This is a genomic window from Azonexus sp., assembly GCF_041909095.1.
Classification (GTDB): domain Bacteria; phylum Pseudomonadota; class Gammaproteobacteria; order Burkholderiales; family Rhodocyclaceae; genus Azonexus.
Genome location: NZ_JAYREB010000003.1, coordinates 172180 through 197483, shown reverse-complemented (window position 1 = coordinate 197483; position 25304 = coordinate 172180). Strand labels below are relative to the sequence as shown.

Genomic DNA, 25304 nt, shown 5'->3' with positions numbered 1-25304 from the left:
GCTCAGCCGGCGAGCGCCTGCCAGGCGGCCAGTTGCGGCGTGGCGAACAGCGCCTCAAGCTTCTGCATGGCCTCGTCCATCGCTGCCTCAGCGGCAGTCCCGGGCGCCTCGCCGAGAGCGAAGGCTTCGCCGCGCACGGCGAGGACGAAGGATGGCGGCGGCGCCGCGCCTTCGGTCTGCAGATAGACCTGGAGCACGGCTTCCGGCGGCAAGGCGTGCGAGGAATGAGCGATCGTCGCCGATGGCCCGATCTGCCGGAAAAGCACCGCCGCCGCCTGATTGACGGCGGCGTCGATGAACAAGGCGAGCGAGCGCCCCTGCAGGTCGATCGCGTGTTCGATGTTGAGCTGGAAATCCTCGATCAACTCGACCCCGTCGGCCAGCCCGCGGGCCAGCAGCCAGCTATCGAGCCGGGCGCAGAGCAGCGGCCCGATGGCGTCGTCGCCGCGGCTGGGATTGCCGACGGCGAAGACGACAACCGGCGGCGTCACAGGCCGTGGCTCAGGCGGTCAAGCACGGTCCCGCCGGCATCGACCAGTTCGACGAGCAGCGGCATCTTGCCCAGCGCATGGGTGGCGCAGGACAGGCAGGGATCGTAGGCGCGGATCGCGCATTCGATGTGGTTGAGCAGGCCTTCGGTCAGCTCGCGGCCGTCGAGATACTGGCGAGCAACGGTGCGGATCGCCTCGTTCATCGCCTGGTTGTTGTTGGTCGTCGACACGATCAGGTTGCAGTAGGTGACCTGGTCGTCCTCATTGACGCGGTAGTGGTGGAACAAGGTGCCGCGCGGCGCCTCGATCACGCCGACCGCCTCGTAACGGCGCTCGCCGCGGTCGGCCATGAGGTCGGTGCCGAGGATCTCGGGGTCGTGCAGCAGGTCGCGGATCATCTCGGCGGCGTTCAGCACTTCGACCAGCCGCGCCCAGTGGTAGAACAAGGTACCGTGTACCGGCTTGCCGCCGCCCAGCGCCATCATCTTCTGCCGCTCGATTTCGGCCAACGGCGTGGACAGGAAGCTTGCCGCCTGGACACGGGCCAGCGGGCCGACCTTGTACCAGCCGTCGTCGGCGCCCAGGCTCCTGATGTGCGGGAACTTCATGTAGCTCCACGGCTTGATCTCTTCCTGCAGCACCTGCTGGTAATCGGCGTAGTCGACGCCGTCGAAAATCGTCTGCCCGGCCGCGTCAACGGCACGCAGCGTGCCGTGGTAGTAGTCCAGCGCGCCATCGGCGCGCATCAGCCCCATCATGTTGCCGGGCGATTCGCCGAAGACGTTGTAGAAGCCGGGATTGGTCTCGTGCAGGCGGCGCACCATGTCGATCGCGCCCTGCGTCCAGGCGATCATCTGCTCGATGTCGCGCGCCATCTCGTCGCGCTCGGCGACGCTCAGCGCCTTGTTCACGCCGCCCGGAATGGCGCCGGTACCATGCACGCGCTTGCCGGCGACGTGGCGGATCACTTCCTGGCCGTACTTGCGCAGCAGCACGCCCTGCTTGGCGATCTCCGGGAAATCGAGCGCGACGCCGACGATGTTGCGACGGGTGAAATCGCTGTCGAAGCCGAGCAGCAGGTCGGGCGACGCCAGATGGAAGAAATGCACCGCGTGCGACTGCACGATCTGGCCGTAATGCAGCAAGCGGCGCAGCTTCTCGGCGGTTGGCGTGAGCGGGCCGTAGCCGGCGATCTGGTCCATCGCCTTGACCGCGGCCAGCTGGTGGCTGACCGGGCAGATGCCGCACAGGCGCTGCACGGTGACCGGCACTTCCCAGTAGGGGCGGCCTTCGATGAAGACCTCGAAGCCACGGAACTCGACGATGTGCAGGCGGACCTGGTGAATCTTGTTGTCCTGGTCGAGCAGCAGGGTGACCTTGCCATGGCCTTCGACCCGCGTTACCGGGTCGATCGCGACCCGGCGCAGGGTTTCGGGATGGGCGGCGGTTTCCAGTTCAAACATGAGGTGCTCCGATCAATCGAATTTGAGCAGCGGGTGCTCGATGCGCGGCGTGCGGCCGGTCAGCAGGTCGGTGAGGAATTTCCAGATGGTGTCGGCGGACGGCGGACAGCCGGGCAGGAAGTAATCGACGCGAACCACTTCATTGACCGGATAGACCTTGTCGAGCAAAAGCGGCAGTTCCGGATCGTTGGGGATCGCCGTCGCGCTGCCGTCCGGCGTGCGGTAGACCTGGCTCAGGCAGTGGCCGACGTCGAGGTGGTTGCGCTGCGCCGGCAGGCCGCCATTGACCGCACAGGCGCCGAAGGCGACCAGGATCTTGGAATTGGCGCGCAGCTCGCGCAGGACATGGACGTTCTCGGCGTTGCAGACGCCGCCTTCGATCAGCGCCAGGTCGCAATGCTGGCTGCAGTGCTTGATGTCGGTGATCGGCGAGCGGTCGAATTCGACCAGCGCAGCCAGTTCGAGCAATCGTTCATCGATGTCGAGGAAGGACATGTGGCAGCCGAAGCAGCCGGACAGCGAGGTGGTGGTGACGCGCAGCTTGCGCGGGCTCATCGGTGCGTTCATTTCAGCGCTCCTCGGTTTCGGCCACCGGCACGATGGCGATGTGCCGGCGGGCCAGGTAATCGACCTGGCGGCTGATCGGCTGTTCGTCGAACTGGCGTTCGCCGATCGGCACCGCGTAGCCGACGCGCTTGACCAGGATGGCGCCGACCGGACAAACGTGGGCGGCGGCATCGTCGATGCTCAGCGCGCTGTCGCCGAGCAGGCCGCTCGGCGAATTGACCACGATGTGCGATTCGGCGCCGCGCCCGGCGAGGGCGAACACGTCCTTGCCGTCGATGTCGCGGCTGGCGCGCACGCACAGCTCGCACATGATGCAGCGGTTGAGGTCGAGCCAGACGTCGGGATGCGAGGTATCGACCGGCCGCGCCGGGAAGGCATGGCGGAAGTGCGGCGAAACCATTTCCAGGTCGTAGGCAAGCGCCTGCAACTGGCAGTTGCCGCTCTTCTCGCAACCCGGACAGAAGTGGTTGCCTTCGACGAAGAGCATCTGCAGCAGCACGCGACGGCGGTCGTTCAGGGTCGGCGTGTTGTTCTCGACCTCGATGCCGGGCATCGCCATCTGCGTGCAGGCGGAGCCGTTGCGCCCATTGACGATCACCGTACACAGCTTGCAACTGCCGTGCGGCTTCAGGTCCGGGTGGTGGCACAGGTGCGGGATATAGACGCCGGCGGCGAGCGCCGCCTGCAGGATGGTCTGGCCAGGCGTGAAGGGAATGCGCTGGCCGTCGATGGAAAAGCTGTTGGCGTGGCTGGTGTCGCTCATGCTTCTTCTCCGAGGTGGGCGGCGGCATCGTCGCGGCCGGCGAGTTCGCGGGCGCGCGACAGGGCGGCATCGAGGTCGAAAGCCGGGACGAAGTCGGTTTCGGCGAGCCGCCGTTCGTAGGCGGGGCGGAACTTCTGCACCGTGTCGGCGACCGCGTTGCCGGCGGTCTGGCCGAGACCGCAGTGGCTGCCCGGTTTCAACACCGCCTGCAGACGCAGCAGTTCGTTCATTTCGTACTGCGTGCCGCGGCCGTCGGCGATCTTGTCCATGATCTCCTTCATCAGCACGGTGCCGACCCGGCACGGCGTGCAGAAGCCGCAGGACTCATGGGCGAAGAAATGGGCGAAGTTGCGCGCCACCTCGAACAGGTCGCGCTGCTTGCCGAAGATCATGAACGACCCGGCGGTCGGCACATCCTCGAAGGCGATCCGGCGGCCGAACTCGCGTTCCGACAGACAGACGCCGGAGGCGCCGCTGACCTGGACGGCGATCGCCTCCTGGGCACCGCAGTCTTCCAGCACCTGGGCGATGCGCACGCCGAAGGCGTATTCGTAGAGCCCGGGCCGCGCGCAGTCGCCGGCCACCGACAGGATCTTGGTGCCGGTCGATTGCTTGGTGCCGATCGCTTCGTACCAGGTGCCGCCATGCAGGGCGATCTCGGTGACCTTGCACAGGGTCTCGACGTTGTTGACCACGGTCGGCTTGCCCATGTAGCCCGACGTCACCGGGAAAGGCGGCCGGACGCGTGGGCGGCCGGCCTTGCCTTCGAGCGATTCGATCAGCGCGGTTTCCTCGCCGCAGACGTAGGCGCCGGCGCCAAGGTGGATCTCGATGTCGAAATCGAAACCGGCGACACCGCCGATGTCGCGGCCGAGCAGGCCGGCGGCGCGCATCCCGGCGAGGTAGGCCTCCAGTTGCGGCAAGAGGTAGAGATATTCGCCGCGCAGGTAGAGGAAGCCCTGGCTGGCACCGACTACCCAGGCGGCAATGACCATGCCCTCGAAGACGCGGCCGGCGTAGGATTGCAACAGCACGCGGTCCTTGAAGGTGCCGGGCTCGCCCTCGTCGGCGTTGCAGACGATGTAGCGCGGCGTCGCCGGCGCATTGCGGCAGGCTTCCCACTTGACCGCGGTGGTGAAGCCGGCGCCGCCGCGACCGCGCAGGTTGGACAGCTTCATCTCGGCCAGCATGCCGTCGCGGCCGCGGGCCAGCGCAGCGCGGACGGCCTTGCCGGCTTCGAGCGGCGTGCCGAGCAGGAGGTCGGCGCGGCGGATGTTGTCATCGACGCGGAAGAACTCGGCCGGCCACTTGTCGAGCGGCACCTGGCCGCGGATCAGGTCGCAGATTTCGTCGACCCGGCGCAGCGTCATCCGGGTGATCGCCCGGTTGTTGACCAGAATCGCCGGCCCCTGGTCGCACATGCCGGTGCAGGAGCAATAGTCGATGCTCACCAGCCCGTCGTCCGAAACCTTGCCCGCTTCGAGCTTGAGGCGCTTCTGCATGTGCTCGAACAGCGCCTGGTTGCCGGCCATGCGGTCGGTGATGTTGTCCGAGAACAGAACCCGGTAGCGGCCACGGTTCTCGCGGTAGAAGAAGGCGTAGAAATCGCGCGTACTCTGCACCTGGGCGTACGACATCTGCAGGGCCTCGGCGAGATGGGCGGCGGTTTCGTCGGAAATGAAGTCCAGTGCTTCCTGGACTTCGCGAAGAATCTGGACGAGGCGGTCCGGTCGCCGCGCGTGGCGCTGCAGGATCGGCTCGATCAGACGGGAAATCTCGGCTGAGACAGACACGGTAGGCATCCCCAGGGAAACAGACCACAACACTCTAGTGCTTTGTCCCGGCGCAGATTTGCGCTGGATCAAAAAACCGCGAGGTCAGCGCCGGAAATTCCCCGTCACAATTTCGTAATCCACTGATATAGATCAGCTTTTCCAGCAGAACAGGCAATGCCGAAGTAATTTTTCATCGCGGCGCAGCATCTGCCACGCGCTGCTGCCGGGCTGCGTTTCCCCGGGCCGCCGGCGACTTGCCGAGCCTCGCCCTGGCTTATGGCGAAACGCCAATTCCCTTGCTGCAACAAAGTCGCAGGAGCCCGTCACATTTGCTTGCGACAAAACGTGCTAATCTGCGCCGCATGGTGCAGCGCAACATGCGCACCAATGCTTTCACGACAACCCCTCCGCGAGGCAAGCCATGAGTTCCAGCAATACCACCACCGCCCTGCCCCTGGCCGGCAAGAAGGGCATCGTCACCGGCATCGCCAACGACAAGTCGATCGCCTACGCGGTGGCCCGTGCCATCGTCGATCTCGGTGGCGAAATCGCCATCACCTACCAGAACGAGAAGACCGCCAAATACACCCAGCCGCTGGCTGAAGCCCTCGGCGCCAAGCGCTTCCTCAAGCTCGACGTTGCCGAGCCGGGCTGCCTCGAAGGCGTCATCGCCGAATGTGGCGAAGCCTTCGGCGAAATCGACTTCGCCATCCACTCGATGGCCTTCTGCAACGCCGACGACCTGCACGGCCGCGTCATCGACGCTTCCGAAGCCGGCTTCGATGCGGCGATGAACGTTTCCTGCCACAGCTTCCTGCGCATGGCCAAGGCACTGGAGCCGCTGATGGCGCACGGCGGTTCGCTGATTACCATGTCCTACCTCGGCGCCGAGCGCGTGGTGCGCAACTACGGCGTGATGGGCATCATCAAGGCAGCGCTCGAATCGGCCGTCCGCTACATGGCCTACGATCTGGGTCCGAAGGGCATCCGCGTCTTCGCCGTGTCGCCCGGCCCGATCATGACGCGTGCCGCTTCCGGCATCGCCAACTTCAACAACCTGCTCGACTCCGACGCCCAGAAGGCGCCGCTCGGCCGCACCGTGACCATCGACGAAGTCGGCGCCCTGACCGCCTTCCTGTGCACCTCGGGATCGTCGGGCATGACCGGGCAGACCATCTACGTGGACGCCGGCGCCCATATCGTCGCCTGATGCCAGCAGCGCAGGACGGCTGGTGTCGTCCTGCGCTATGCTGATGCCTGCCCCAAACGGCGGATACGACATGAGCGAACCGACAACCCCGATCATTCCCGACCCCGTTCCCGACCATCCCCTGCTCAAGGGCAGGAAGGAAATCGGTCGCGGCGAAAGTACCATCGTCGTCGAGGCGGATACCGTCGACGGCCAGGAAAGGGTGTACAAGATCCTCTCCTCGCCGACCGACTACGCCTACTGCACGGCGCCCGACCGGCCGACCGGCTGCCACTTCCCTATCGTCTACGCCGACCATGGCACCGCCGGCAAGTCGAGTCGCGGCTTCCCTTTCCACATCGTCGAGGTGGAGCGGCTCTATCCGCTGCCCGGCAGCGGCGAGACGGCCGAGGTAGCGACCAAGATTTCGACCGCCTATTTCGATGCCTGCATGATGTGGCGCAACCTGGCCCAGGACATGGGCCGCATCGCGCTGCACCACCTGAGCGCAACGCCGATGGGCTGGGCCGATACGGTACGCGAGTCGCTGCAGGCACTGGAGACCTTTTCCGGCGAGTACGGCGCCCTGCCCGACCTGATCAAGGCGGACAACCTGATGATGCGCAAGGACGGCACGCTGGTCTTCTCCGACCCCGTCTTCATGGAATGACCTTTCGCCTTTTTCCCGGAACAGGCCCACGATGACCATCAACCGCGTCTTTTACACCTCGCGCAAGCTCGCCGAATCGCTTTCCGGCAACCCCTACATGGCGGTGATCTCGATCACCGACCCGACGACGCCGCAAGCCCGGCTCGACCCGCTGTTCCGCCACGTGCTGCGCCTCTCCTTCTTCGACGCGGTGCCGGCTGACGAATACATGCCGCCGCTGCCCGGCCTCTTCGACCGGACCATGGCGCGCCGCGTCGACGAGTTCGTGCGCGAGATTCACGGCGCGCCGTTCGAGATGTCGATGATGGTCCATTGCGAATATGGCGTCAGCCGCTCGGCCGCAGTCGCACTGTTCGTCGAGGCCGCCACCGGCGCCCCGCTGGAAGCCCGCGAATTTACCTACGAAGCCAATCTCTGGGTGGTCGACAGCCTGCAGGCGCTGCACCCGGGCATGGCAATCGACATTCCGTCGCCGCTGGCCGCCCGCGAACGGCGCACCAGCGCGCGCGCCTGAACCTGACCGCTGGAGCAGCAAGATGCCCGAAGCCCGTTACCTGAGCAACAAGACCTACGACGAAATCGCGGTCGGCGACAGCGCCAGCCTGACCCGCACCTTGATGCCGGAAGACGTCAAGCTGTTCGCCATCCTGACCGGCGACATCAACCCGGCGACGATTGATCCCAAGTATTCGGAAAGCGGCATGTTCCGCGAGGCGATCGCCCACGGCATGTGGAGCGGCTCCTTGATCTCGACCGTGCTGGCCACCCAGTTTCCCGGGCCGGGCACGATCCTGGTCGACCAGGCACTGCATTTCGCACGGCCGGTGACGATCGGCGACCGCATCGTCATCACCGTCACGGTGAGGCAAAAGTTCGACCACAACCGGCACATCCTCTTCGACTGTGTCTGCTCCAATCAGGAAGGTCTGCCGGTGGTCAGAGGCACGGCGGAAGTGCTGGCACCGAGCGAAAAGGTGTCGCGCCTGCAGGAAATGCAGGCGCCGGAAATCCACATCGACGACAAGCACGCCCGTTACACCCAGTTGCTGTCGCGAGTGAAGGGGCTGGAGCCGATTCCGACCGCGGTCGCTCACCCCTGCGACCACGAATCGCTGCGCGGGCCGGTGATCGCCTTCCAGGCCGGCATCATCGAACCCATCCTGGTCGGCCCGGAAAACAAGATCCGCGCCATCGCCGAGGAATTCGCCATCGACCTCTCCGGCATCCGCATCGTCAACGCCGCACACAGCCACGATTCGGCGGCGCTTGCCGTATCGCTGGTCAAGACCGGCGACGCCGAAGCCCTGATGAAGGGCAGCCTGCATACCGACGAACTGATGAGCGAAGTCGTCGCCCGCGCCAACGGCCTGCGTACCAACCGCCGCATCAGCCACGTCTTCGTCATGGACGTGCCGACCTACCACCGCCCCCTGCTGATCACCGACGCGGCGATCAACATCGCGCCGACGCTGGAGGAAAAGGCCGACATCATCCGCAACGCGATCGACCTCGCCCACATCCTCGACATCCCCGAACCCAAGGTGGCGATCCTCTCGGCGGTCGAGACGGTCAACCCGAAAATCCAGTCCACCCTCGACGCCGCCGCCCTGTGCAAGATGGCTGACCGCGGCCAGATCAAGGGCGGCCTGCTGGACGGCCCGCTCGCCTTCGACAATGCCATTTCCCTCGTCGCCGCCCGCACCAAGGGCATCAAGTCGGCGGTGGCCGGCCATGCCGAAATCCTTGTCGTCCCCGACCTCGAATCCGGCAACATGGTGGCCAAGCAGCTCGAATACCTGGCCAACGCGCTGACCGCCGGCATCGTGCTCGGCACCAAAGTCCCCATCGTCCTCACCAGCCGCGCCGACACGGCGGAGACGCGTACCGCGTCCTGCGTGATCGCTGCCCTGCTCGCCCACGCCAACCGCAACAAGGGAACTCTCTGAACATGAAAAAAGGCATCCTGACGATCAATGCCGGATCGTCGTCGATCAAGTTCGCGCTCTTTTCGCTCGATCATCCCATTTCGCCCGACGCCGAAGTCTCCGGCCAGATCGACGGCATCGGCGCCGAATCCACCAAAATGCTGGCCAGGAATCGCGCCGGCAAACATATCGCCGACCAGACGCTGGAAGGCAGCAAGGTCAGCCATGCCCAGGCCTTCGATGCCCTGCTCAAGTGGTTCACCGCCAGCCACGCCAACTGGCAGATCGTCGCCGTCGGCCATCGCGTCGTGCATGGCGGTGAGCGTTACTCGCAGCCGACCATCATCGACGACACCGTCCTCGCCCACCTGACCAGCTTCATTCCCCTCGCCCCGCTGCACGAACCACACAACGTCGCCGGCATCATCGCCCTGCAAGCCCTGCTCCCCAGCGTGCCGCAAGTTGCCTGTTTCGACACCGCCTTCCACCGCAGCCAGCCGGAAGTCGCCCAGACCTTCGGCCTGCCGCGCAGCATCACCGCCGAAGGCATCAAGCGCTACGGCTTCCACGGCCTGTCCTACGAGTTCATCGCCCGCGCCCTGCCCCAGCACTCCAGCCGCGCCACCGGCCGCGTCGTCGTCGCCCACCTCGGCAACGGCGCCAGCATGGCGGCCATGGTCAATCGCAAGTGCGTCGCCACGACGCTCGGTTTCTCGACCATCGACGGTCTGGTCATGGGCACGCGCTGCGGCAATCTCGACCCCGGCGTCGTGCTGCATCTGATGGAAACCAAGAACCTGTCGGTCAAGGACATGACCAAAATGCTCTACAAGGAATCCGGCCTGCTCGGCGTCTCCGGCATCAGCCAGGACATGCGCACCCTGCTCGCCAGCGACAAGCCGGAAGCGCAGGAAGCCGTCGATCTCTTCTGCTACCGCATCGCCCGCGAACTCGGTTCGCTGGCCGCAGCAGCCGGTGGCCTCGATGCGCTGGTGTTCACCGGCGGCATCGGCGAACACGCCGCCGAAGTGCGCCGCCGCGTCTGCCTACAATCGCAGTGGCTGGGCATCCTGCTCAACCCGGAAGCCAACGCCCGCCATGACCTGCACATCAGCGCCGGCACCAGCAGTGTCGACGTGCTGGTCATCCCGACCAACGAAGAATGGATGATGGCGCACCACGCGCAGACGCTGCTCGCCTTGTAACTCGAGTACTCGCACGGTCAACCGGAAAAAACGGCGTTTTTTCCGGTTGACCGTGGCAGCCTAAATCCAGGCCCCCAGGCCGTCCCGGTTCAACTCATGCGCCAGCACCTGCTGCAGGCGACTGCCCGCCATCAGATCGGCCTCGCTGACTTCGCCATGCCAGGGCAACAAGCTGGCGGCGGCTTCCGGCCCGTGACCATGCAACGCCACGATCGTTTCCGCCAGCCGGGCGCTTTCCTGCGGCTTCAGGCGGGTGAAGGCAAAGCGCAGATCGGGCAGATGGGCGATGAAATCCTCGCCCTCCCAGGCCGCGATCAAGCGGTCCAGCCGCTGCAGCATGGACGGCAGGCGCAGGAGCAGTTCCGGCGCTGCCTGCATCAAACCACCGAGAAAACGCACGGCGTGGTGTTCGGGCACGCCGGGCGAAAAATGCAGCAGAAGCTGCTGCTCGAGCCGCGCTTCGTCGCCGAGACCGTCGAGAAACAGCATGGCGGCGGCCGCGCCGGCGATGCCTGGCGCCGTGGCTGGATCGGCGAGCAGAGCCACGAGCCGGGCGTGGAGGATGGCAAAATCGATCAATTTTTCCGCTTGCCCGTGGAATTCCGTATTTTCGAGCAGCTTCCCCAGTTCGCGCAGGGCAAGCAGCTGACCGATACGCTCGTCTGCCGTGTCCGGATCGCTCCAGACGATTTCCGAAAGCAGGAACATCGCCGCCGGCCAGACCCGGCCGAGCAGGCTGCCGAGCAACGGATGCGCCTGGACACCGAGCGGTTCGCGGGCGCGCCAGAGGGTGAGCAGACGATGACCGCAATCGACCACCGAGGCCAGCGAGGCATCTTCGTCAAGCTGCGTCGACAGCAGTTCGAACAGCTGCGGCAGACGCCTGTGCAAACCGATCAGGCAGGCGCGCAGCAGGAGGCCGACGGCGGCGCTGGCACTGCGCGTCGCGCCCGCCGTTTCGAGGGCGCGGGCATCGTCCTCCAGGCGTTGCAGGCACACCGCTTCAAGGCTGGCGCCAGCGCTGCTCAGTTCGATCAGGCGCGCATCGACCAGCGGCGACCAGGCCACCTCCCATTCTTCGAACAGCAGGTGCAACTGGGCGTTGCCGTAAAAATCCGGGCCGCTCAGATGGCGGACCAGCGGGCATTCGAGATAACGCATCGCGTGGAAGAAGCGGCTGCGCAGACGATGTGACGGCTTGCGATAAAGGTCGAGACGGACCTTGCGCGGCACACTGTCGTCAAGCTGCAAGCCGAGCGACCTCGCCTGGCGGCGAACATCCTCGACCAGCGGCGGCGATCCGGCGCCGGGCGGCACGTCGCCGATGCGCGTCCCGGCCAGAAAGCGGCGCAAGTCGCCAAGCATGCCGCGCGTACCATCGTCATCCGCCCCCTTGACGAAACAGGAACGGATGGCGTCCTGCACATCCTGCCGTCCCGGCCCGGCGTTGCCGCGCAACTGGGCCAGCCGCGTGGCCTGCAACACGGCCTCCTGGACCAGCGCGGTCGACGCGGCGTCGGCCTGGTCTACGTCGCGTTGCTGGCGGGCGAAGCGGCTCAGGAGATCGACCGCGATGCGCTGCCAGGGATCGTCATCGGCAGTCTGCAAGGCTTCCCAGAGCTGCTGGTAATAGGCCGGCGAAGGCATCCCTGCCGAATAGCCGTTCAAGGCATCCAGGCTCTCGAAGGCATAGCGGATCAGCCAGGCGCCCCCTTCCGCCGACGCGCTGGCCGGCAGTTTCTCCGGCCGGCCAGCCTGACGCCAGCGGGAAATCAGCTCCTGGGTATGGAAACCGCCGGTGACGACGACGATGTTGCCGGTGCACTTTTCCCGCCAGGCGCGGATATGCGCCGCCATCTGGCGTTCGCGCGGCAGGCTGAGTTCGGCTTCGAGCACTTCCGGCTCGTAGTCCTGGCGCGCCATCGCCGACCAGGCGAAGACGTCGGCAAAGAATCCCCGCCAGTCGGCCAGCGCGGCCGGCGAACGCAGTTCGAACAGGCGGTCCCACAGTTCGTGATGGTCGACGCAGCCCAGGCGAGCAGCCATCGCCTTGAGATAGCGGCTGTGTGCGTAATGCCGCTCATGCATCAGGCTCAGGCCGGCGGCGTCGTGCTCGGCCTGCCAGGCCTTGTGCGCCCAGGGCAGATCGATCAGCGCGACCTGCGCGCCGAGCGCCGCCCCCTCGCGGATGGCCAGCCATTCCGGGCTGTAATCGCAGAACGGGAAGAAGGAGGTGCGCATCGCCGGCCGTTCGGTCTCGTCGTCGCCGGCATCATCTCCGTCCTCCGTTGCTGCTTCGTCGCGGCCGGCCGCCGCCTGCCCGCTCTGGCACAACCAGGCGACCGGCGCCCGGGTGCGCTCGTCCTGCAACAGGGGCAGCAGGTGATCGAGATCGTCCGGTCCCTCGACCAGGACGACGCTCGGCCGCACCTCGTGCAGCAAATGCCGCAAGGCCAGCGTACAGGCCGGGCTGTGATGCCGCACCGGCGCGAAATACAGGCCATCGCACCCGGCCAGTTCGGCCTGCGCGGCCCGTAGTTCGCGCGGCAATTCGCTTGTTTCTATTGCCACAGTGCCCGCGCCGCGTCGTGAAAGGCCTTCCAGTTGCCGTCGCGCTTGCCGCGCTCGCGCACCACGGTCTCGAAATAGTGGCGCACGCGCTTGGCGTCGTCGAGGCTGTCCTTGAGGACGACGCCCTGCAACTGCCCGGCAATCTCGCGCGCCGTCAGCTTGCCACCGTTGAAATGCTGCGCCTCCAGCGCCGCCGCATAGACCACGTTGACCGCCTCGGCGGTGGACATCACCGTATCCAGACTCTTCAGCGCCACGCCGTCCTTGGTCTGGCTGGCGCGCAATTCCTGGAAGGTCGTCACCAGCAGCGCCACGACATCCTGCGGCAAGGCCACCGCCGCGCCGCTGCCGACCATTTCGCGCTGCACCTGTGCGGTGACCAGTTCGACCTCGAAGGCATGGTCGCGAATCGGCCGCACCGTCTCGAAATTGAAACGCCGCTTCAAGGCTGAGGACATCTCATGCACGCCCCGGTCACGCAGGTTGGCGGTGGCGATGACGTTGAAGCCACGTTGCGCATGCAGGCGGGCGTCGTCGCCCAGTTCCGGCACCATCAACTGCTTGTCGCTGAGCAGGGAAATCATCACGTCCTGGATTTCCGGCGGACAGCGGGTGATTTCCTCGAAGCGGACGATCTTGCCCTGGCGCATGCCCTGATACAACGGCGACGGCACCAGCGCCCGCTGGCTCGGCCCCTCGGCGAGCAGCAGCGCGTAGTTCCAACTGTATTTCAGGTGATCCTCGGTGGTGCCGGCCGTCCCTTGCACAGTCAGGCCGGAATCGCCGCTGATGGCGGTGGACAGCAACTCCGACAACAGCGATTTGGCGGTCCCCGGCTCGCCGACCAGCATCAGGCCCTGATGGCCCATCAAGGTGACGATGGCGCGGTCGACCAGCGGATCGTCGCCGTAGAACTTGCGCGTCACGCCCAGTTTTTCATCGCCGATGATGAAGCGGCGCACCGCCTTGGGCGACAGTTTCCAGCCGGCCGGGCGCGGCTCGCCATCATGTTCGGCGAGCCGCGCCAGTTCATCGGCGTAACGTTGCTCCGGCGGCAGGCGCACGGCCTGCGAAGGAGAAGAAGTTGTTTTGCTCATCTTTAACCTGTCAAGAACACATCGCGATCAATACCACGGACTTTTCTTTTCCCACTCCGGATCGAAGCCGGAACAGACATTGGCTACCGCCAGATAGTCGGCATAGGCCTCGGCCAGCAGAACCACCGGCACGCTGGCGAGATCCAGGTTATTCGACTGCCAGCGGCTACCCCGCGTATCTTCGAAACGCAGGACGCGCAGCGCTGCCGCCACGTTTTCCTCGGGCAGGCAGTTACCGGTGAATTCCACCACCACGCGAATGCCGGCGGCACCGAACTCCTTGAAGTAATGATTGAAGTAGCCGCCATCCTCGGCTGCGGCGCGCTGGTAGCCCAGCTTGTTGAAGGCGCCGCGCAGGGTGAAGGTGTCGCTCAGCCAGCCCTGGCGATCGGCGATTTCCTGAACCGGCTTGCCTTCAGCATCGGTCATCGCGATCTCGGGCAAGGGCCGGGTCATCTGCGCGAAGAGCGGCGTCAGCTTGTAGTCCTTGAAATGCGCCTGCCAGGCTTTGGCGCTGTCCGGCGTAACGAGCGAGGCGTGGGCGAGGCGGATCAGGCTGCCTTCGTTCAGCGTGATTTCGTCATCGTCGGTGTTGATCAGCGTGCCGTCTTCGGTCGGCCGGAAGCTTTGCAGCGGCTGGCCCTGGGCGTCGGTTTCCAGCCAGATCAGGCGCTGGATCAGGCGCCCGACCACCGGATGCTGCAGGAGGTATTCGCGCCACTCGGCCTGCGGCCAGAGGCGACTGACGCAAAGGGCTTCGTAGAGGCGGGCGGTCTGCAATTCGATGACCTGCTTGAGTTCCTTCTTGCAGCCCGAGAATTGCCCCTTGGCTTCCTTGATGCTGTCCGGATCGTCGGTCTGCCGGGGTTCGGGCAGGGCCTTGATGACCTTGCCTTCGGCGTTGCGCAGTTCGGGTTTCATCGCCGCGTCGAGGGTGACGGTGAACAGGCGGTCGCCATAATGCAGTTCGAGCTTGCCGCTGTCGTCGAAGCCGGCGGTGGGGATGGTGCGGTCGGCGAGCTGATCGGCTGACCAGCCGTTGCGGTCGGCGATCTGCTGCACCAGCAGGCGCGCCTTCTCCTGCACCGAGGCGGTGCGATAGCGGCGGGAGAGGCCGAGCAGGAGCTGGATGACGAAAGGATCGTTGCCAGGTGCCAGTCCTTCGAGCATGGCTTCGATCTGCGCCCGCCGGGGGTAGTGATCACGCATGTACTGGCGCAGCAAGTTGACGGCTTCGTGGCCGGGCGCGTAGGCGGACAAGGCGAGGATGCCTTTTTCGCCGATGGCACTGCCGAGGTATTCGGCAGCCTTGCTGGCCTTGCATTCAGCGTAGATCTGTTCCTGGCTGCGGTTGTAGAACTCGTCCTTGGTCCGCCTGTAGTTACCCTGGAATTGTTGCCAGCGACCGGGAGCGTAGGCGTCGGCGTAGGCGATGCATTCGGCTTCGCTGGGGTGGCGGGTGTCCTGGGCGATGAACTGGTGGAGGATGTGGCGGCCCAGCGCTTCGCGGCTGGCGGCGTCGAGCAGGCCGAGGTAGCGCCGGAGCAGCGGGTTACCGCCCGGCCACTTGAGCTTGCAGGCGAAGACCACCCACCATTTGATGCAGTCCGCCTCGACCGGCGTGCCGTCCGCCCAGTGGCAGGCCGGCAGCGCATCCAGATTGAACCAGTCGAAGCCGGCCGGCAGCCTGGCTTTCAGCCCCTTCCTGGCTTCGGCGAGCAGGACGTCCGGGGCAATGTAGGCGGCAATATCTGCGCCCAACTCTTCCAGCGCGGTCAGGAAAGCGGCGCGCACGGCTTCACGGCTTTCCTTGACCAAAGCTTTCCTGATCGCTTCGACCGCCGGCTGATATTGCAGATTGGCCAGCCAGCAGGCGGCTTCAATACGCATCTCGCTCTTCGAATGGGTCAGCGTCTCCAGTACATATTTACCAATATCCGGGACGATGCCAAGAACCTTCTGGGCCTCGGCCCTGCATTCCCAGGCCTCGCCCAGCGCAATTTCCATCAGACGCGGCAACCAGCGACCGGGAATCACCGGAAAGGTACCGATGGTCCGTATCGTGGCGTCCAACCGGGCGGAAGTGTTCAGGCCGGCATCGATGAATTCAGGGTGCTCGGCAAAGAAAGGCCAGACACATTCCGGCGGGAGAACTTCAAATGCGGGAGGATTACGCCAGAAATCGACCAGTGATGCACGAGCCACTGTTTCCAACGAATATCCGGAACGTTGCACGACATCGGCAAGGGCGCGCAGATCGACCGAACCGACCGGCTGTTTCAAGAGCCATTGATGAAATTCATCAAACGGCCAGAAATCGCCATCCTCGTCAAAGTAGCTCCGCCAACGGATGTGATGCGCCCCCCCAAAAGCGGGCAATGCAAAGATTTTTCCCTCATGTTCCAGGATTTCCCTGAGATCGGCGCCGAGTTCGGTGCTCAACTCCTTGTCGGTTGACTGACCGTTGATCACCTTTAGCGCAAGGCGCAAATCGTCGTCAGTGAGCGCCATGAACTCCTTGTACTGACGTTGTCGCCAGGTGTGATCCCGCCCCTTCTGGGCGGCGTTTTTCCGCTTCTCCTCTTCGGCTTCCAGGCGATAGTTTTCCAGCAATTCACGCCGATTGGCCAAAAGGAGGCTCTCGACCTCAGGCCCCAGCGGCTCATCCGGCAACGGCGTCCAGTCTGGCAACGGGGGAAAATCCTGGCCGTCGGAGTCGTCGGCCACGTCAAGCCGGCCCAGGGCGCCGCGAATGCTGTGCTGAACGCTCTTGCTGCTCTCTTCTGCCAGCGCAGCTTCCAGCGTTGCCCGAACCTCGGGAGACGGCCAGCGGACCAGCAAGTCAGCCGCGTACTGTCGCACCGTGCCCTCGCCCCGTTGCAGGAAGAAGGCCAGCAGTCCCATCCGCAACTCTTCCGGCAAGCCGTCCAGATGGGGCGTGGCTGCGGCACGCACGGTCTTGCCACTATCGACGGCCAGCGCCACCAGCGCCACGCCGAATTCCTTGCATTCGGCGGCGAGCTCCTTGTGCCGCCCGAGAAAATTCGCCAGAAGCACACGCCCGGCAGCAGCGAGAACGCGCGGCAGCACTGCCACCAGTTGCGGGTAATCGCGCATGAATTGCAGCGTTGCGGGGTGATCGACAATCACCTCGAGGGCGTCGTTGTCGGGATTGGTCAGCCCTTGGCGCTCAAACACCAATTGCAGCACAGTGAGTTCCGAAGGGACTTTGTTGCCCTCCTCCTCCTCGCTTTTGAGCATCGCCAGGAGATTGGGGAGCGAGAACGCACCCCGCTTGCTCTCCAGGAGCGCCTTCATGTCACTGCTCACGTAGTAATGGTTCAGACTGGCGAACATGGCGTCATTGACCAGGTACTGGCACCATGTCGGCACCGGCGCCCCCGGATCCTCAAGCGACTCGCCGGCATCCGCCATGGTCAGCACCTTGCCCAAGCGGACCATCACACCAAGAGGCGGCGCATCGGCATCCAGACTGGCATAAAACCTGGCGCGTGCCGCCATGCTCTTTTCGGTTAGCTTTCCGCCGCCGTGGTAACTGCCGTGCAGACGGCCCGGCTGCCCCAATTGGGAGCCAAGTTCCTTCGATTGCCGCAGCTCATGCAGAACAGCCTCGTTCCCACCCGTTAAAACATAGTTCAGCACCTTGTCCGGCATCCCCTTGTCGGCACAGGCGAGCGGCGCGAAAGCCTGTTCAAGCCACTTTTGTTGTTCCTTGCTCAAATCGCGAGGCACGGCAGGCGGCTGCTTGCCTGCCAGGCTGGCGACGTATTCCCTGATTTTGCTCATCAAATCCATAACATGCTCCGTTTAACATTCTTTCGGTTTTAATGCCTCAACTCAGTCGAGGCACTTTGGTCGCCAATGCCAAAAATCAACGATTTTCGGGTTGACCGTGACAACGCACTTGGTCGTCCGCTTCGTTCAGCAATCGACCTCAATCGCCAGTTTTTCAAGTTGCTTGATGGCTTTGCCGGACAAGAAAGGAGAGGTGACTTCCTTCAGGTTAGGCAGCAGTTTGGCGTCGGCGGCTGAGTTAACATTGAAAAAGTCGTCTTCGCCGCCCCAGCGCGGAGCGAGTTGGGCGTAGATTTCGTCACCGCCGTCGGCGTAGAGCGTTTTGATGTCTTCGAGCAGGGCCAGCGGGATTTCCAGGTTCAGGAAATGGTCGCGCACCTCAGGGATGACGCCGTAGGCTTCCGCGCCTTCGAGGTCGATTTTTCGGGCGGAGTGGTTTGCTGCAAAGTCGTAGACGTCGAAGATGGGGCGAAGCACTTTTTCGTCGTACATCAGCTTCTGGATAACCATCAGCTTGAACCCGAAATCCTTGAAAATCGCCGGCTTTTGTCCGAGACGGTGGTGTTTTTTGCGGGCAACTTCGTCGTAGAGCGCGCGGTATTTAAGTTCCACGACCAGCTTCGACTTGAGTTTTTTCAGGCCGAACGGGAGTTGCGTGAAGGTGTTGCCCGTGGCGAGCACGGATTCGAGATCGGGCAGGTCGGCAAGCGATTCGGGCAGGCTGCTCAGGGCGCATTGGGTGATGTCCAGTTTTCTCAATTTATGCAGTTGGCCGATGGCTTCGGGCAGTTCGCTGATCGGATTGCCGGAAAGATCAAGCTCTTCAAGATGGTGCAGTTCGCAGAGTACGTCCGGGAAATTTCTCAATCCGCTATTGGCGAGAGAAAGTCGGCGCAGTTCGCCGAGTTGGCCGATGCCGGCTGGGAAAGCTGGCAGCTCGATGTTGTTGAGTTCGAGCGCGCGCAGGTTTTTGAAGGTTCCGATGCCAGCAAGGCGGTCGTCCAGATGCAGTCCCGTATTGTCGATCTCCAGTTCGATCAGCCCGGTGTTTCCTTGCAGCAGTTCGTGCAGCGCTTGCGGAATTTTGCCGTAGGCGCCTTTGCAGCTGAAATGCACCAGTTTTTTCAGCCGAGTTATGCCCCCCCAGTCCGGCGTGGCTTGGCAATAGCTCAGGTAGCGCAACTCGGGGAATTTGAGCGAAATGCAATCGCCAGGTTCGTAGCTGATGTAGATCGCCCGCACCTTGTCAGGCTGCGCGCCGGCGAGGGTGTTGGCATAGAAAATTTCGTCGCTGTATTGGTCGTAAAGCTCGTCAGGCATCGTATTTCCCAGGAATTTGGAAAAGGGAGGAAGGGCAGGCTCAAGGCAGAAATTACCCGGTCACCACGGACTTTTCTTTTCCCATTCCGGGTCGAAACCGGAACAGACATTGGCTACCGCCAGATAGTCGGCATAGGCCTCGGCCAGCAGGACCACCGGCACGGCTGCAAGGTCCAGCGTCTCAGCCCGCCAGCGGCCACCACGCATATCTTCGAAACGCAGGACGCGCAGCGCCGCCACGACGTTTTCCTCGGGCAGGCAGTTGCCGGTGAATTCGACCACCACGCGGATGCCGGCGGCACCGAACTCCTTGAAGTAATGATCGAAGAAGCCGCCATCCTCGGCGGCGGCGCGCTGGTAGCCCAGCTTGTTGAAGGCACCGCGCAGGGTGAAGGTGTCGCTCAGCCAGCCCTGGCGATCGGCGATTTCCTGAACCGGCTTGCCTTCAGCATCGGTCATCGCGATCTCGGGCAAGGGCCGGGTCATCTGCGCGAAGAGCGGGCTGAGCTTGTAGTCCTTGAAATGCGCCTGCCAGGCTTTGGCGCTGTCCGGCGTAACGAGCGAGGCGTGGGCGAGGCGGATCAGGCTGCCTTCGCCGAGCGTGATTTCGTCATCGTCGGTGTTGATCAGCGTGCCGTCCTCGGTCGGCCGGAAGCTTTGCAGCGGCTGGCCCTGGGCGTCGGTTTCCAGCCAGATCAGGCGCTGGATCAGGCGCCCGACCACCGGATGCTGCAGGAGGTATTCGCGCCACTCGGCCTGCGGCCAGAGGCGACTGACGCAAAGGGCTTCGTAGAGGCGGGCGGTCTGCAATTCGATGACCTGCTTGAGTTCCTTCTTGCAGCCCGAGAATTGCCCCTTGGCTTCCTTGATGCTGTCCGGATCGTCGGTCTGCCGGGGTTCGGGCAGGGCCTTGATGACCTTGCCTTCGGCGTTGCGCAGTTCGGGTTTCATCGCCGCGTCGAGGGTGACGGTGAACAGGCGGTCGCCATAATGCAGTTCGAGCTTGCCGCTGTCGTCGAAGCCGGCGGTGGGGATGGTGCGGTCGGCGAGCTGATCGGCTGACCAGCCGTTGCGGTCGGCGATCTGCTGCACCAGCAGGCGCGCCTTCTCCTGCACCGAGGCGGTGCGATAGCGGCGGGAGAGGCCGAGCAGGAGCTGGATGACGAAAGGATCGTTGCCAGGTGCCAGTCCTTCGAGCATGGCTTCGATCTGCGCCCGCCGGGGGTAGTGATCACGCATGTACTGGCGCAGCAAGTTGACGGCTTCGTGGCCGGGCGCGTAGGCGGACAAGGCGAGGATGCCTTTTTCGCCGATGGCACTGCCGAGGTATTCGGCAGCCTTGCTGGCCTTGCATTCAGCGTAGATCTGTTCCTGGCTGCGGTTGTAGAACTCGTCCTTGTTGCGCTGGTAATAGGTCTGCCACTGCTGCCAGCGGCGAGGAGCCGTGGCGTCGGCGTGGGCGATGCATTCGGCTTCGCTGGGATGGCGGATATCCTGGGCGATGAACTGGTGGAGGATGTGGCGGCCCAGCGCTTCGCGGCTGGCGGCGTCGAGCAGGCCGAGGTAGCGCGTGAGCAGCGCGTTGCCGCCCGGCTCCTTGAGCTTGCAGGCGAAGACCACCCACCATTTGATGCATTCCGCCTCGACCGGCGTTCCGTCCGCCCATTGGCAGGCCGGCAGCGCATCCAGATTGAACCAGTCGAGGCCGGCCGGCAGCTTGGCTTTCAGCCCCTTCTTCGCTTCGGCGAGCAGGACGTCCGGGGCAATGTAGGCGGCGATGTCTGCGCCCAGCGCTTCCAGCGTGGTCAGGAAGGCAGCGCGCACGGCCTCCCGGCTTTCCTTGACCAGCGCCTTCCTGATCGCTTCGACCGCCGGCTGATATTGCAGATCGGCCAGCCAGCGAGCAGCTTCGATGCGCATTTCGCTCTTCGAGTGGGTCAGGAATTCAAGCACCTGCTTGCCGATCTCGGGCACGCGGGCGAGCACTTTCTGGGCATCTCCCCGGTAGGCCCGGGTTTCGCCCAGCGCGATTTCCATCAGGCGCGGCAACCAGCGCCCGGGGATGACGGGGAAAATTTCCAGAGTACGCAAGGTCGCGCCCAGGCGCGGGGTGCCACGGTAGCTTTCGAACTCGGCGGGTGCGGCGATCTCGAGGGCGATGTCGATAAACTCGGGATGCTCGGCAAAAAACGGCCAGACGCAGTCCGGCGGCAGAAATTCAGTGGCAGTGGGCGCGCGCCAGTAATCGACCAGGGCGGCGCTGGCGACTGCGGTGAGAGCGCCGCCGTTGCGTTGCACCACGTCGGCAATGGCGCGCAGGTCGACCGTCCCGGCTTCCTGCTGGGTGAGCCATTGCTGGAACTCCTCGTGGCGCCAGAAATCGCCTTCGGCGTCCGCGTAGTTGAGCCAGCGGATCAGATGCACGCCGCTCAGACCGGGCAACTCCAGGAATTTATCCTGATGGTCCAGGGTCTTCCAGACCTGCGCCTTGATTTTTCCGACCAGTTGCTTGCTGGCGGGCTGACCGTTCATCACCTGCACGGCGACACGCAAGTGCGCGTCGGTCAGCTGCATGTATTCCTTGTAGATATCTTGCCGCCAGGATGATTTCCATCTACTGGTGCTGGTGGCATTTTCCTTTTTTTCCTCTTCGGCGTCCTGGCGCAGGCTTTCCAGCAATTCAACCCGGTTGGCCAGCAGTATTTTCTCGAATTCCGGCCCCAGTGGCTCGTCGGGCAGCGGTGTCCACGCGGGCAGCGGCGGCAGATCCTGGGCCGCCGCTTCGTCGACCGCATCGATCCGGCTCAAGGCGCCGCGAATGGCCTGCTGAACGCTCTTGCCTTTTTCCTGGGCCAGCGCAGCTTCCAGTGTTGCCTTGACCTCGGCGCTGGGCCAGCGGGCAAACAATTCGGCAGCGTACTGGCGTTGCCCGCTGTCACCCTGCAGCAGGAAGCCGGCGAGACAGCCCAGACGCAGGCGCTCCGGCACCCCTTCGAGATGGCTGGCGGCCTCGGCCCGGACGGCCTTGGCGCCATCGACCGCGAGCAGCACCAGTATCACCGACAACAGCTCGTTCTCGGCCGGCCTGGCGCCCAGACACTCGGCCAGCTTGGTCCGCCCCAGTGCGCTCAGATTGCTCGGCAGGTACTTCACCAGTTCAGGCTTGCTCAGCATGAAGTCGAATGTCGCCGGATTGCTGATCAGGAAGTCCAACCGGTCCTGATAGTAGTTGTCCAGCCCATTGCGCTCGAAGGCCAGTTGCAGGACTTGCCAGTCCGGCACCCCTTCAAGCTCGAGCATGATGGCCAGATTGGGCACGGTGAAGGCGCGCCGGTCGTGAGGGAAGGCTTTCTTGTCGTCAGAGGAAAGCCAGCTACGGTTGAAACTGGCGTACAAGGCGTCGTTGACCAGGTAATCACACCAGTCCGGCACCTGGGAACCCATCGGCTCCAGCGACTTGCGGCCATCGGCCGACTGCAGCAGCTTGCCGAGGCGAACCATCAGGGCGTGCGGCATCGTTGCTGCTTCAAGCGTGGCGTAGAAGGCCGAACGGGCTTTCAGGCTGCTTTCTCCGTTCTTTTCCTCGACCTTGTTGTCATAGCCCGAGAAGGAGGAGCGCAGCCGCCCCGGCTCGCCCAGCAGGATGCCGGGATGTGGCGAACCGGCGTTCTGGAGATCGAGCAGGACGTCTTCATCGACGCCTTCGAGCAGGTAGCGCATGGCTTTCGCCGGCAGGTTCTTGCCGGCCGGTGCCAGCGAGGCGAAGGCCTCGCTCAGCAACTTCTGCTGGGCGCTGCTCAGGCCATCGCTCTGCTTCTTGTCGGAAAAAACGTCCCTCATCTTCTGTAACAAACTCATCTCCTTGACCTCCTTGTTTTTGATCAGCACATCCGGATTTCGCCCCGCCAGGGGCACGCAATAAACCACTAGAACTCGCTGCTGCTCAGGCCTTCCATCGCCAGAAGGCGCTGTCCTAGGTAATAAAGCTGCAGCAGACTGCCCGCCGTCGGCGCCGCCGCATGCGCCAGCAGGCTGCGGCGCAGGCTTTCCAGACCGACGGCGCCAAGCGCGGCGGCCGTGGCCTGCAGGCGTTCGCTGTCGGCAACGCTCAGCACCAGTCGCCCCAGGGCCGCCTGGGTTTCCAGGAAAGCCAGCAGGGGCGTCAGGAGACGCGCCAGAGCGGAGGGCGTGGACAGTGTTGGTGGCGCTTTTTGCTGACGCCGTTTCTCGAGCAGACGAAGGATGCGCTGCCCCAGCCCGGCCTTGGGCGGCGCAGCTTCATGCGCGTAATCGAGGGAAATCGTTTGCAGCATGCCCTGCGGGTCGGCGCTCAGGACCGTCAGCACTTCCAGCTCGCCGCGCGCTGCGTCGCCGACCCGCACCAGCACGCCGTGCACCGGCGCCCGCCGGGCGTGCAGGCGTTCGAGGTTGAGCATCCGTTGCCGGGTGCGCTCCTCGCAGGGCAGCAGCAGGGTCAATGCACGTCCGGCATGATCGAGCAGTTGCCACTCGATCCGCTGTGCCGCCTCATCAAGCCACGGCTCGCCGACGCTGGCCGGGCGCAGCAGGATCAGATCGGCGCCCTGCCCGGCCAGGCCGCCTGCGGCACGCAGCGCGTCACCGACGTCGGTCCAGTCGCGGCAGCCGATAGCGGCCAGGCGCGCATCGTCGGCCGACCAGGGCGACAGCGCCGTGGCCTGCGTCGCACCGCCGACCGCAAGACGTCCGTCTTCCGCCATGCGCACTGCTTCCAGATGCCACGGCATGCTGCCGATGCTTTCGGCGCTGCCGGCCCCGTCCCACAGGATCATCTGCGACCACGCCCGCTGACGGTCAAATCCGCGATCGCTGCCATCCGGCCGTGCCAGCACCGCTTGCACGGCACGCGCCGCAGCGATATCCCACATCGCCAGCGTCAGGCCGCGGGCGCCGCCGTCGGTCTGCCACCACCAGGCGCCGAGCGGCAGCACGTCGAGCGCGCCGCCAGCCGCATAATTGCGTTGCAAGCGTCCGCGCAGTGCCTGCATGCGGGCTGCCGTCGCTGCGTCACGCAGCTCGCCGATCGCGAGCAGGGCCTCACTCAAGGCGTGGAGTTGGGCGATCAGGCGCAGGACATCATGTTCTTCGACGCGATGGTCGCGGCCAGCCAGCCCGCCGACCATCCCGCCCAGGTTGCGCAACAGGGCGGCCAGGCGCGGCAGGCCTTCGGCGCGCGCCGACATGTTGAGCGCCAGCAGACGCGCCGAGGTTTGCCGACCGACATGGGAAAGTCCGGCCCGAATCAACTCGTCGAGCGTTCCCCGCAGCTGTGCCAGGAAAGCCCGCTCGCGCCCACTCAACGCGGCGGTGTCGAAAACCGGCAGCGAGGCGACCCACAAGGCCGGCAGACCGGCGGCGCGGCGCACGGCGGCAACGGCCAGCAGATGGAAGAGCTTGCGTTCCCTGGCAGCGATTTCCGACACCATGCCGGCAAAGCCGGCGCCGACGATCCAGCGACAACTGGCCCCCAGTTCAGGCAGGGTGATCACCAGCGCCCCGCCCTGGACGTGCCATTCGGCCTCGATCACGGGCATCTCGGCCGCCCGGCGCACGGCACCAACGCCAGCGGCCTTGAGCACCAGGTCGCCCGGGCTGGCGAGCAGATCGGCGAGGGGGTCCGGTGCGCTGGCGACCTCGTCGCTCCCGCCGGCAACGGCGTTTTGGTCGGCGACGGGCTGTGCACGCAACCACAGCACGGCGGCCAGGATGTGTTTGCACACGCCGGGTGCCGGACAATCGCAGCTCGCCTTTTGCGGTCCCTGAGCGTCGAGCTTGACGCGCTGGCCATCGGCTTCGATGACGCCGCCTTGCGCGCCCTCTTCCAGCCAGCGCAGCTTGCCCGCTTCGACATCCTTGTAGGCGCGCCGCAGCAGCCCCGGATTGGCGAGCGTGGCCAGGGTCTCGTCGTCGTAGGCGCGACAGGCGACAATCCAGTGCATTTCAGCAAGACTCCACGGTCAACCGGAAAACCGGCCGATTTTTGCCCGGCGCATGGCTTGCCGCCATCGGGAAGAATCGATCAATCACAAGAAGATCGTCTCAACCGTATCGCTGGCGACGTTGAAATCAAACCTGACGAACGGCGAGTCGTACAACCAGGTTTTCCGGCCATCATTGACCGGCCATTTGCGATCGAACTTGCCTTTTATCTGACGGACCTGCCGGCTTGTGTCGCCGATACGCACGCCATCTATCGCGCCAGCAAACGGGGCATCGAAACGCAGCGTGCGTATCCGCAACGCGTCATCGAGAAAGAGCCAGATCCCTCGCTCGAACAGATTGATGTGCCAGCCCGACTGCACCGCCGGATCGTTGAAATAGGGTTCCAAGGCTGCTGTCGTATCGAGTGCCGCCTGGGCATCCGGCCACGAATCGCCCAGTTTGACAGGGCAGTATTGATCAGATCGCGACAT

17 protein-coding genes are annotated in these 25304 nt (G+C 64.5%); 5 read left to right on the top strand and 12 right to left on the bottom strand.

Features of this window, described 5'->3' with window-relative positions; genetic code table 11:
- Positions 1-2 precede the first annotated feature (2 nt).
- Genes ACE3OV_RS09110 through ACE3OV_RS09090 form a run of 5 tightly spaced genes read right to left on the bottom strand, consistent with a single transcriptional unit; the run spans position 3 to position 5086 of the window.
- A complete protein-coding gene (locus ACE3OV_RS09110; RefSeq protein ID WP_374326690.1) occupies positions 3-491 on the bottom strand; it encodes a hydrogenase maturation protease in 489 nt (162 codons plus the stop codon).
- Entirely contained in the window at positions 488-1954 is a 1467-nt protein-coding gene (locus ACE3OV_RS09105; protein WP_374326689.1) for a Ni/Fe hydrogenase subunit alpha, read from the bottom strand. The genes ACE3OV_RS09110 and ACE3OV_RS09105 overlap by 4 nt, the downstream gene beginning before the upstream one ends.
- 12 nt (positions 1955-1966) lie before the next feature.
- Positions 1967-2521: an NADP oxidoreductase gene (locus ACE3OV_RS09100; protein ID WP_374326688.1), complete on the bottom strand. Its 555-nt coding sequence runs from the start codon at positions 2519-2521 to the stop codon at positions 1967-1969.
- A gap of 1 nt (position 2522) precedes the next feature.
- Complete coding sequence (locus ACE3OV_RS09095; RefSeq protein WP_374326686.1) at positions 2523-3284, bottom strand: 2Fe-2S iron-sulfur cluster-binding protein; 762 nt, start codon at positions 3282-3284, stop codon at positions 2523-2525.
- Positions 3281-5086: an NAD(P)H-dependent oxidoreductase subunit E gene (locus tag ACE3OV_RS09090; protein WP_374326685.1), complete on the bottom strand. Its 1806-nt coding sequence runs from the start codon at positions 5084-5086 to the stop codon at positions 3281-3283. Before ACE3OV_RS09090 ends, ACE3OV_RS09095 begins: the two co-directional genes overlap by 4 nt.
- Positions 5087-5480: 394 nt before the next feature.
- Here ACE3OV_RS09090 and fabI point away from each other — a divergent pair, with 394 nt between their 5' ends.
- The 5 genes from fabI to ACE3OV_RS09065 all read left to right on the top strand — a co-directional run bounded on the left by fabI (position 5481) and on the right by ACE3OV_RS09065 (position 10048).
- Positions 5481-6269 (top strand): enoyl-ACP reductase FabI, encoded by a 789-nt coding sequence (fabI, locus tag ACE3OV_RS09085; protein WP_374326683.1) that lies wholly within the window; start codon positions 5481-5483, stop codon positions 6267-6269.
- A gap of 70 nt (positions 6270-6339) precedes the next feature.
- Positions 6340-6918 carry a hypothetical protein gene (locus ACE3OV_RS09080; RefSeq protein WP_374326682.1) on the top strand — a complete coding sequence of 193 codons (579 nt, stop codon included), beginning with the start codon at positions 6340-6342 and terminating at the stop codon, positions 6916-6918.
- Between the two features lie 31 nt (positions 6919-6949).
- Entirely contained in the window at positions 6950-7432 is a 483-nt protein-coding gene (locus tag ACE3OV_RS09075) for a hypothetical protein (protein ID WP_374326681.1), read from the top strand.
- A 22-nt stretch (positions 7433-7454) separates the two neighbouring features.
- Positions 7455-8864 carry a bifunctional enoyl-CoA hydratase/phosphate acetyltransferase gene (locus ACE3OV_RS09070; RefSeq protein ID WP_374326680.1) on the top strand — a complete coding sequence of 470 codons (1410 nt, stop codon included), beginning with the start codon at positions 7455-7457 and terminating at the stop codon, positions 8862-8864.
- Between the two features lie 2 nt (positions 8865-8866).
- The gene (locus tag ACE3OV_RS09065) at positions 8867-10048 is read left to right on the top strand and encodes an acetate/propionate family kinase (RefSeq protein ID WP_374326679.1); all 1182 of its coding nucleotides are present in this window, start codon (positions 8867-8869) and stop codon (positions 10046-10048) included.
- A gap of 60 nt (positions 10049-10108) precedes the next feature.
- Here the strand turns inward: ACE3OV_RS09065 and ACE3OV_RS09060 are convergent, their stop codons facing one another.
- The 7 genes from ACE3OV_RS09060 to ACE3OV_RS09030 all read right to left on the bottom strand — a co-directional run bounded on the left by ACE3OV_RS09060 (position 10109) and on the right by ACE3OV_RS09030 (position 25304).
- Entirely contained in the window at positions 10109-12619 is a 2511-nt protein-coding gene (locus ACE3OV_RS09060) for a DUF5682 family protein (RefSeq protein WP_374326678.1), read from the bottom strand.
- A complete protein-coding gene (locus ACE3OV_RS09055; RefSeq protein WP_374326677.1) occupies positions 12610-13716 on the bottom strand; it encodes an AAA family ATPase in 1107 nt (368 codons plus the stop codon). Before ACE3OV_RS09055 ends, ACE3OV_RS09060 begins: the two co-directional genes overlap by 10 nt.
- Before the next feature lie 27 nt (positions 13717-13743).
- Positions 13744-17523 carry a DUF4132 domain-containing protein gene (locus ACE3OV_RS09050; RefSeq protein ID WP_374326675.1) on the bottom strand — a complete coding sequence of 1260 codons (3780 nt, stop codon included), beginning with the start codon at positions 17521-17523 and terminating at the stop codon, positions 13744-13746.
- Positions 17524-17658: 135 nt separating this feature from the next.
- Positions 17659-18852: a leucine-rich repeat domain-containing protein gene (locus tag ACE3OV_RS09045; protein ID WP_374326674.1), complete on the bottom strand. Its 1194-nt coding sequence runs from the start codon at positions 18850-18852 to the stop codon at positions 17659-17661.
- Between the two features lie 60 nt (positions 18853-18912).
- Positions 18913-22710 carry a DUF4132 domain-containing protein gene (locus tag ACE3OV_RS09040; protein WP_374326673.1) on the bottom strand — a complete coding sequence of 1266 codons (3798 nt, stop codon included), beginning with the start codon at positions 22708-22710 and terminating at the stop codon, positions 18913-18915.
- A 68-nt stretch (positions 22711-22778) separates the two neighbouring features.
- Positions 22779-24830 carry a hypothetical protein gene (locus tag ACE3OV_RS09035; RefSeq protein WP_374326672.1) on the bottom strand — a complete coding sequence of 684 codons (2052 nt, stop codon included), beginning with the start codon at positions 24828-24830 and terminating at the stop codon, positions 22779-22781.
- An 84-nt stretch (positions 24831-24914) separates the two neighbouring features.
- Positions 24915-25304 (bottom strand): hypothetical protein, encoded by a 390-nt coding sequence (locus ACE3OV_RS09030; protein ID WP_374326671.1) that lies wholly within the window; start codon positions 25302-25304, stop codon positions 24915-24917.

Excerpts from the sequence above, each read along its gene's own strand:
- ACE3OV_RS09100 (WP_374326688.1), bottom strand. The coding sequence starts at position 2,521 with ATGAACGCACCGATGAGCCCGCGCAAGCTGCGCGTCACCACCACCTCG.
- ACE3OV_RS09095 (WP_374326686.1), bottom strand. The coding sequence starts at position 3,284 with ATGAGCGACACCAGCCACGCCAACAGCTTTTCCATCGACGGCCAGCGC.
- fabI (WP_374326683.1), top strand. The coding sequence starts at position 5,481 with ATGAGTTCCAGCAATACCACCACCGCCCTGCCCCTGGCCGGCAAGAAG.
- ACE3OV_RS09050 (WP_374326675.1), bottom strand. The coding sequence starts at position 17,523 with ATGAGCAAAATCAGGGAATACGTCGCCAGCCTGGCAGGCAAGCAGCCG.
- ACE3OV_RS09040 (WP_374326673.1), bottom strand. The coding sequence starts at position 22,710 with ATGAGTTTGTTACAGAAGATGAGGGACGTTTTTTCCGACAAGAAGCAG.
- ACE3OV_RS09035 (WP_374326672.1), bottom strand. The coding sequence starts at position 24,830 with ATGCACTGGATTGTCGCCTGTCGCGCCTACGACGACGAGACCCTGGCC.
- ACE3OV_RS09090 (WP_374326685.1), bottom strand. The coding sequence starts at position 5,086 with ATGCCTACCGTGTCTGTCTCAGCCGAGATTTCCCGTCTGATCGAGCCG.
- ACE3OV_RS09105 (WP_374326689.1), bottom strand. The coding sequence starts at position 1,954 with ATGTTTGAACTGGAAACCGCCGCCCATCCCGAAACCCTGCGCCGGGTC.
- ACE3OV_RS09075 (WP_374326681.1), top strand. The coding sequence starts at position 6,950 with ATGACCATCAACCGCGTCTTTTACACCTCGCGCAAGCTCGCCGAATCG.
- ACE3OV_RS09080 (WP_374326682.1), top strand. The coding sequence starts at position 6,340 with ATGAGCGAACCGACAACCCCGATCATTCCCGACCCCGTTCCCGACCAT.
- ACE3OV_RS09030 (WP_374326671.1), bottom strand. The coding sequence starts at position 25,304 with ATGTCGCGATCTGATCAATACTGCCCTGTCAAACTGGGCGATTCGTGG.
- ACE3OV_RS09045 (WP_374326674.1), bottom strand. The coding sequence starts at position 18,852 with ATGCCTGACGAGCTTTACGACCAATACAGCGACGAAATTTTCTATGCC.
- ACE3OV_RS09055 (WP_374326677.1), bottom strand. The coding sequence starts at position 13,716 with ATGAGCAAAACAACTTCTTCTCCTTCGCAGGCCGTGCGCCTGCCGCCG.
- ACE3OV_RS09065 (WP_374326679.1), top strand. The coding sequence starts at position 8,867 with ATGAAAAAAGGCATCCTGACGATCAATGCCGGATCGTCGTCGATCAAG.
- ACE3OV_RS09070 (WP_374326680.1), top strand. The coding sequence starts at position 7,455 with ATGCCCGAAGCCCGTTACCTGAGCAACAAGACCTACGACGAAATCGCG.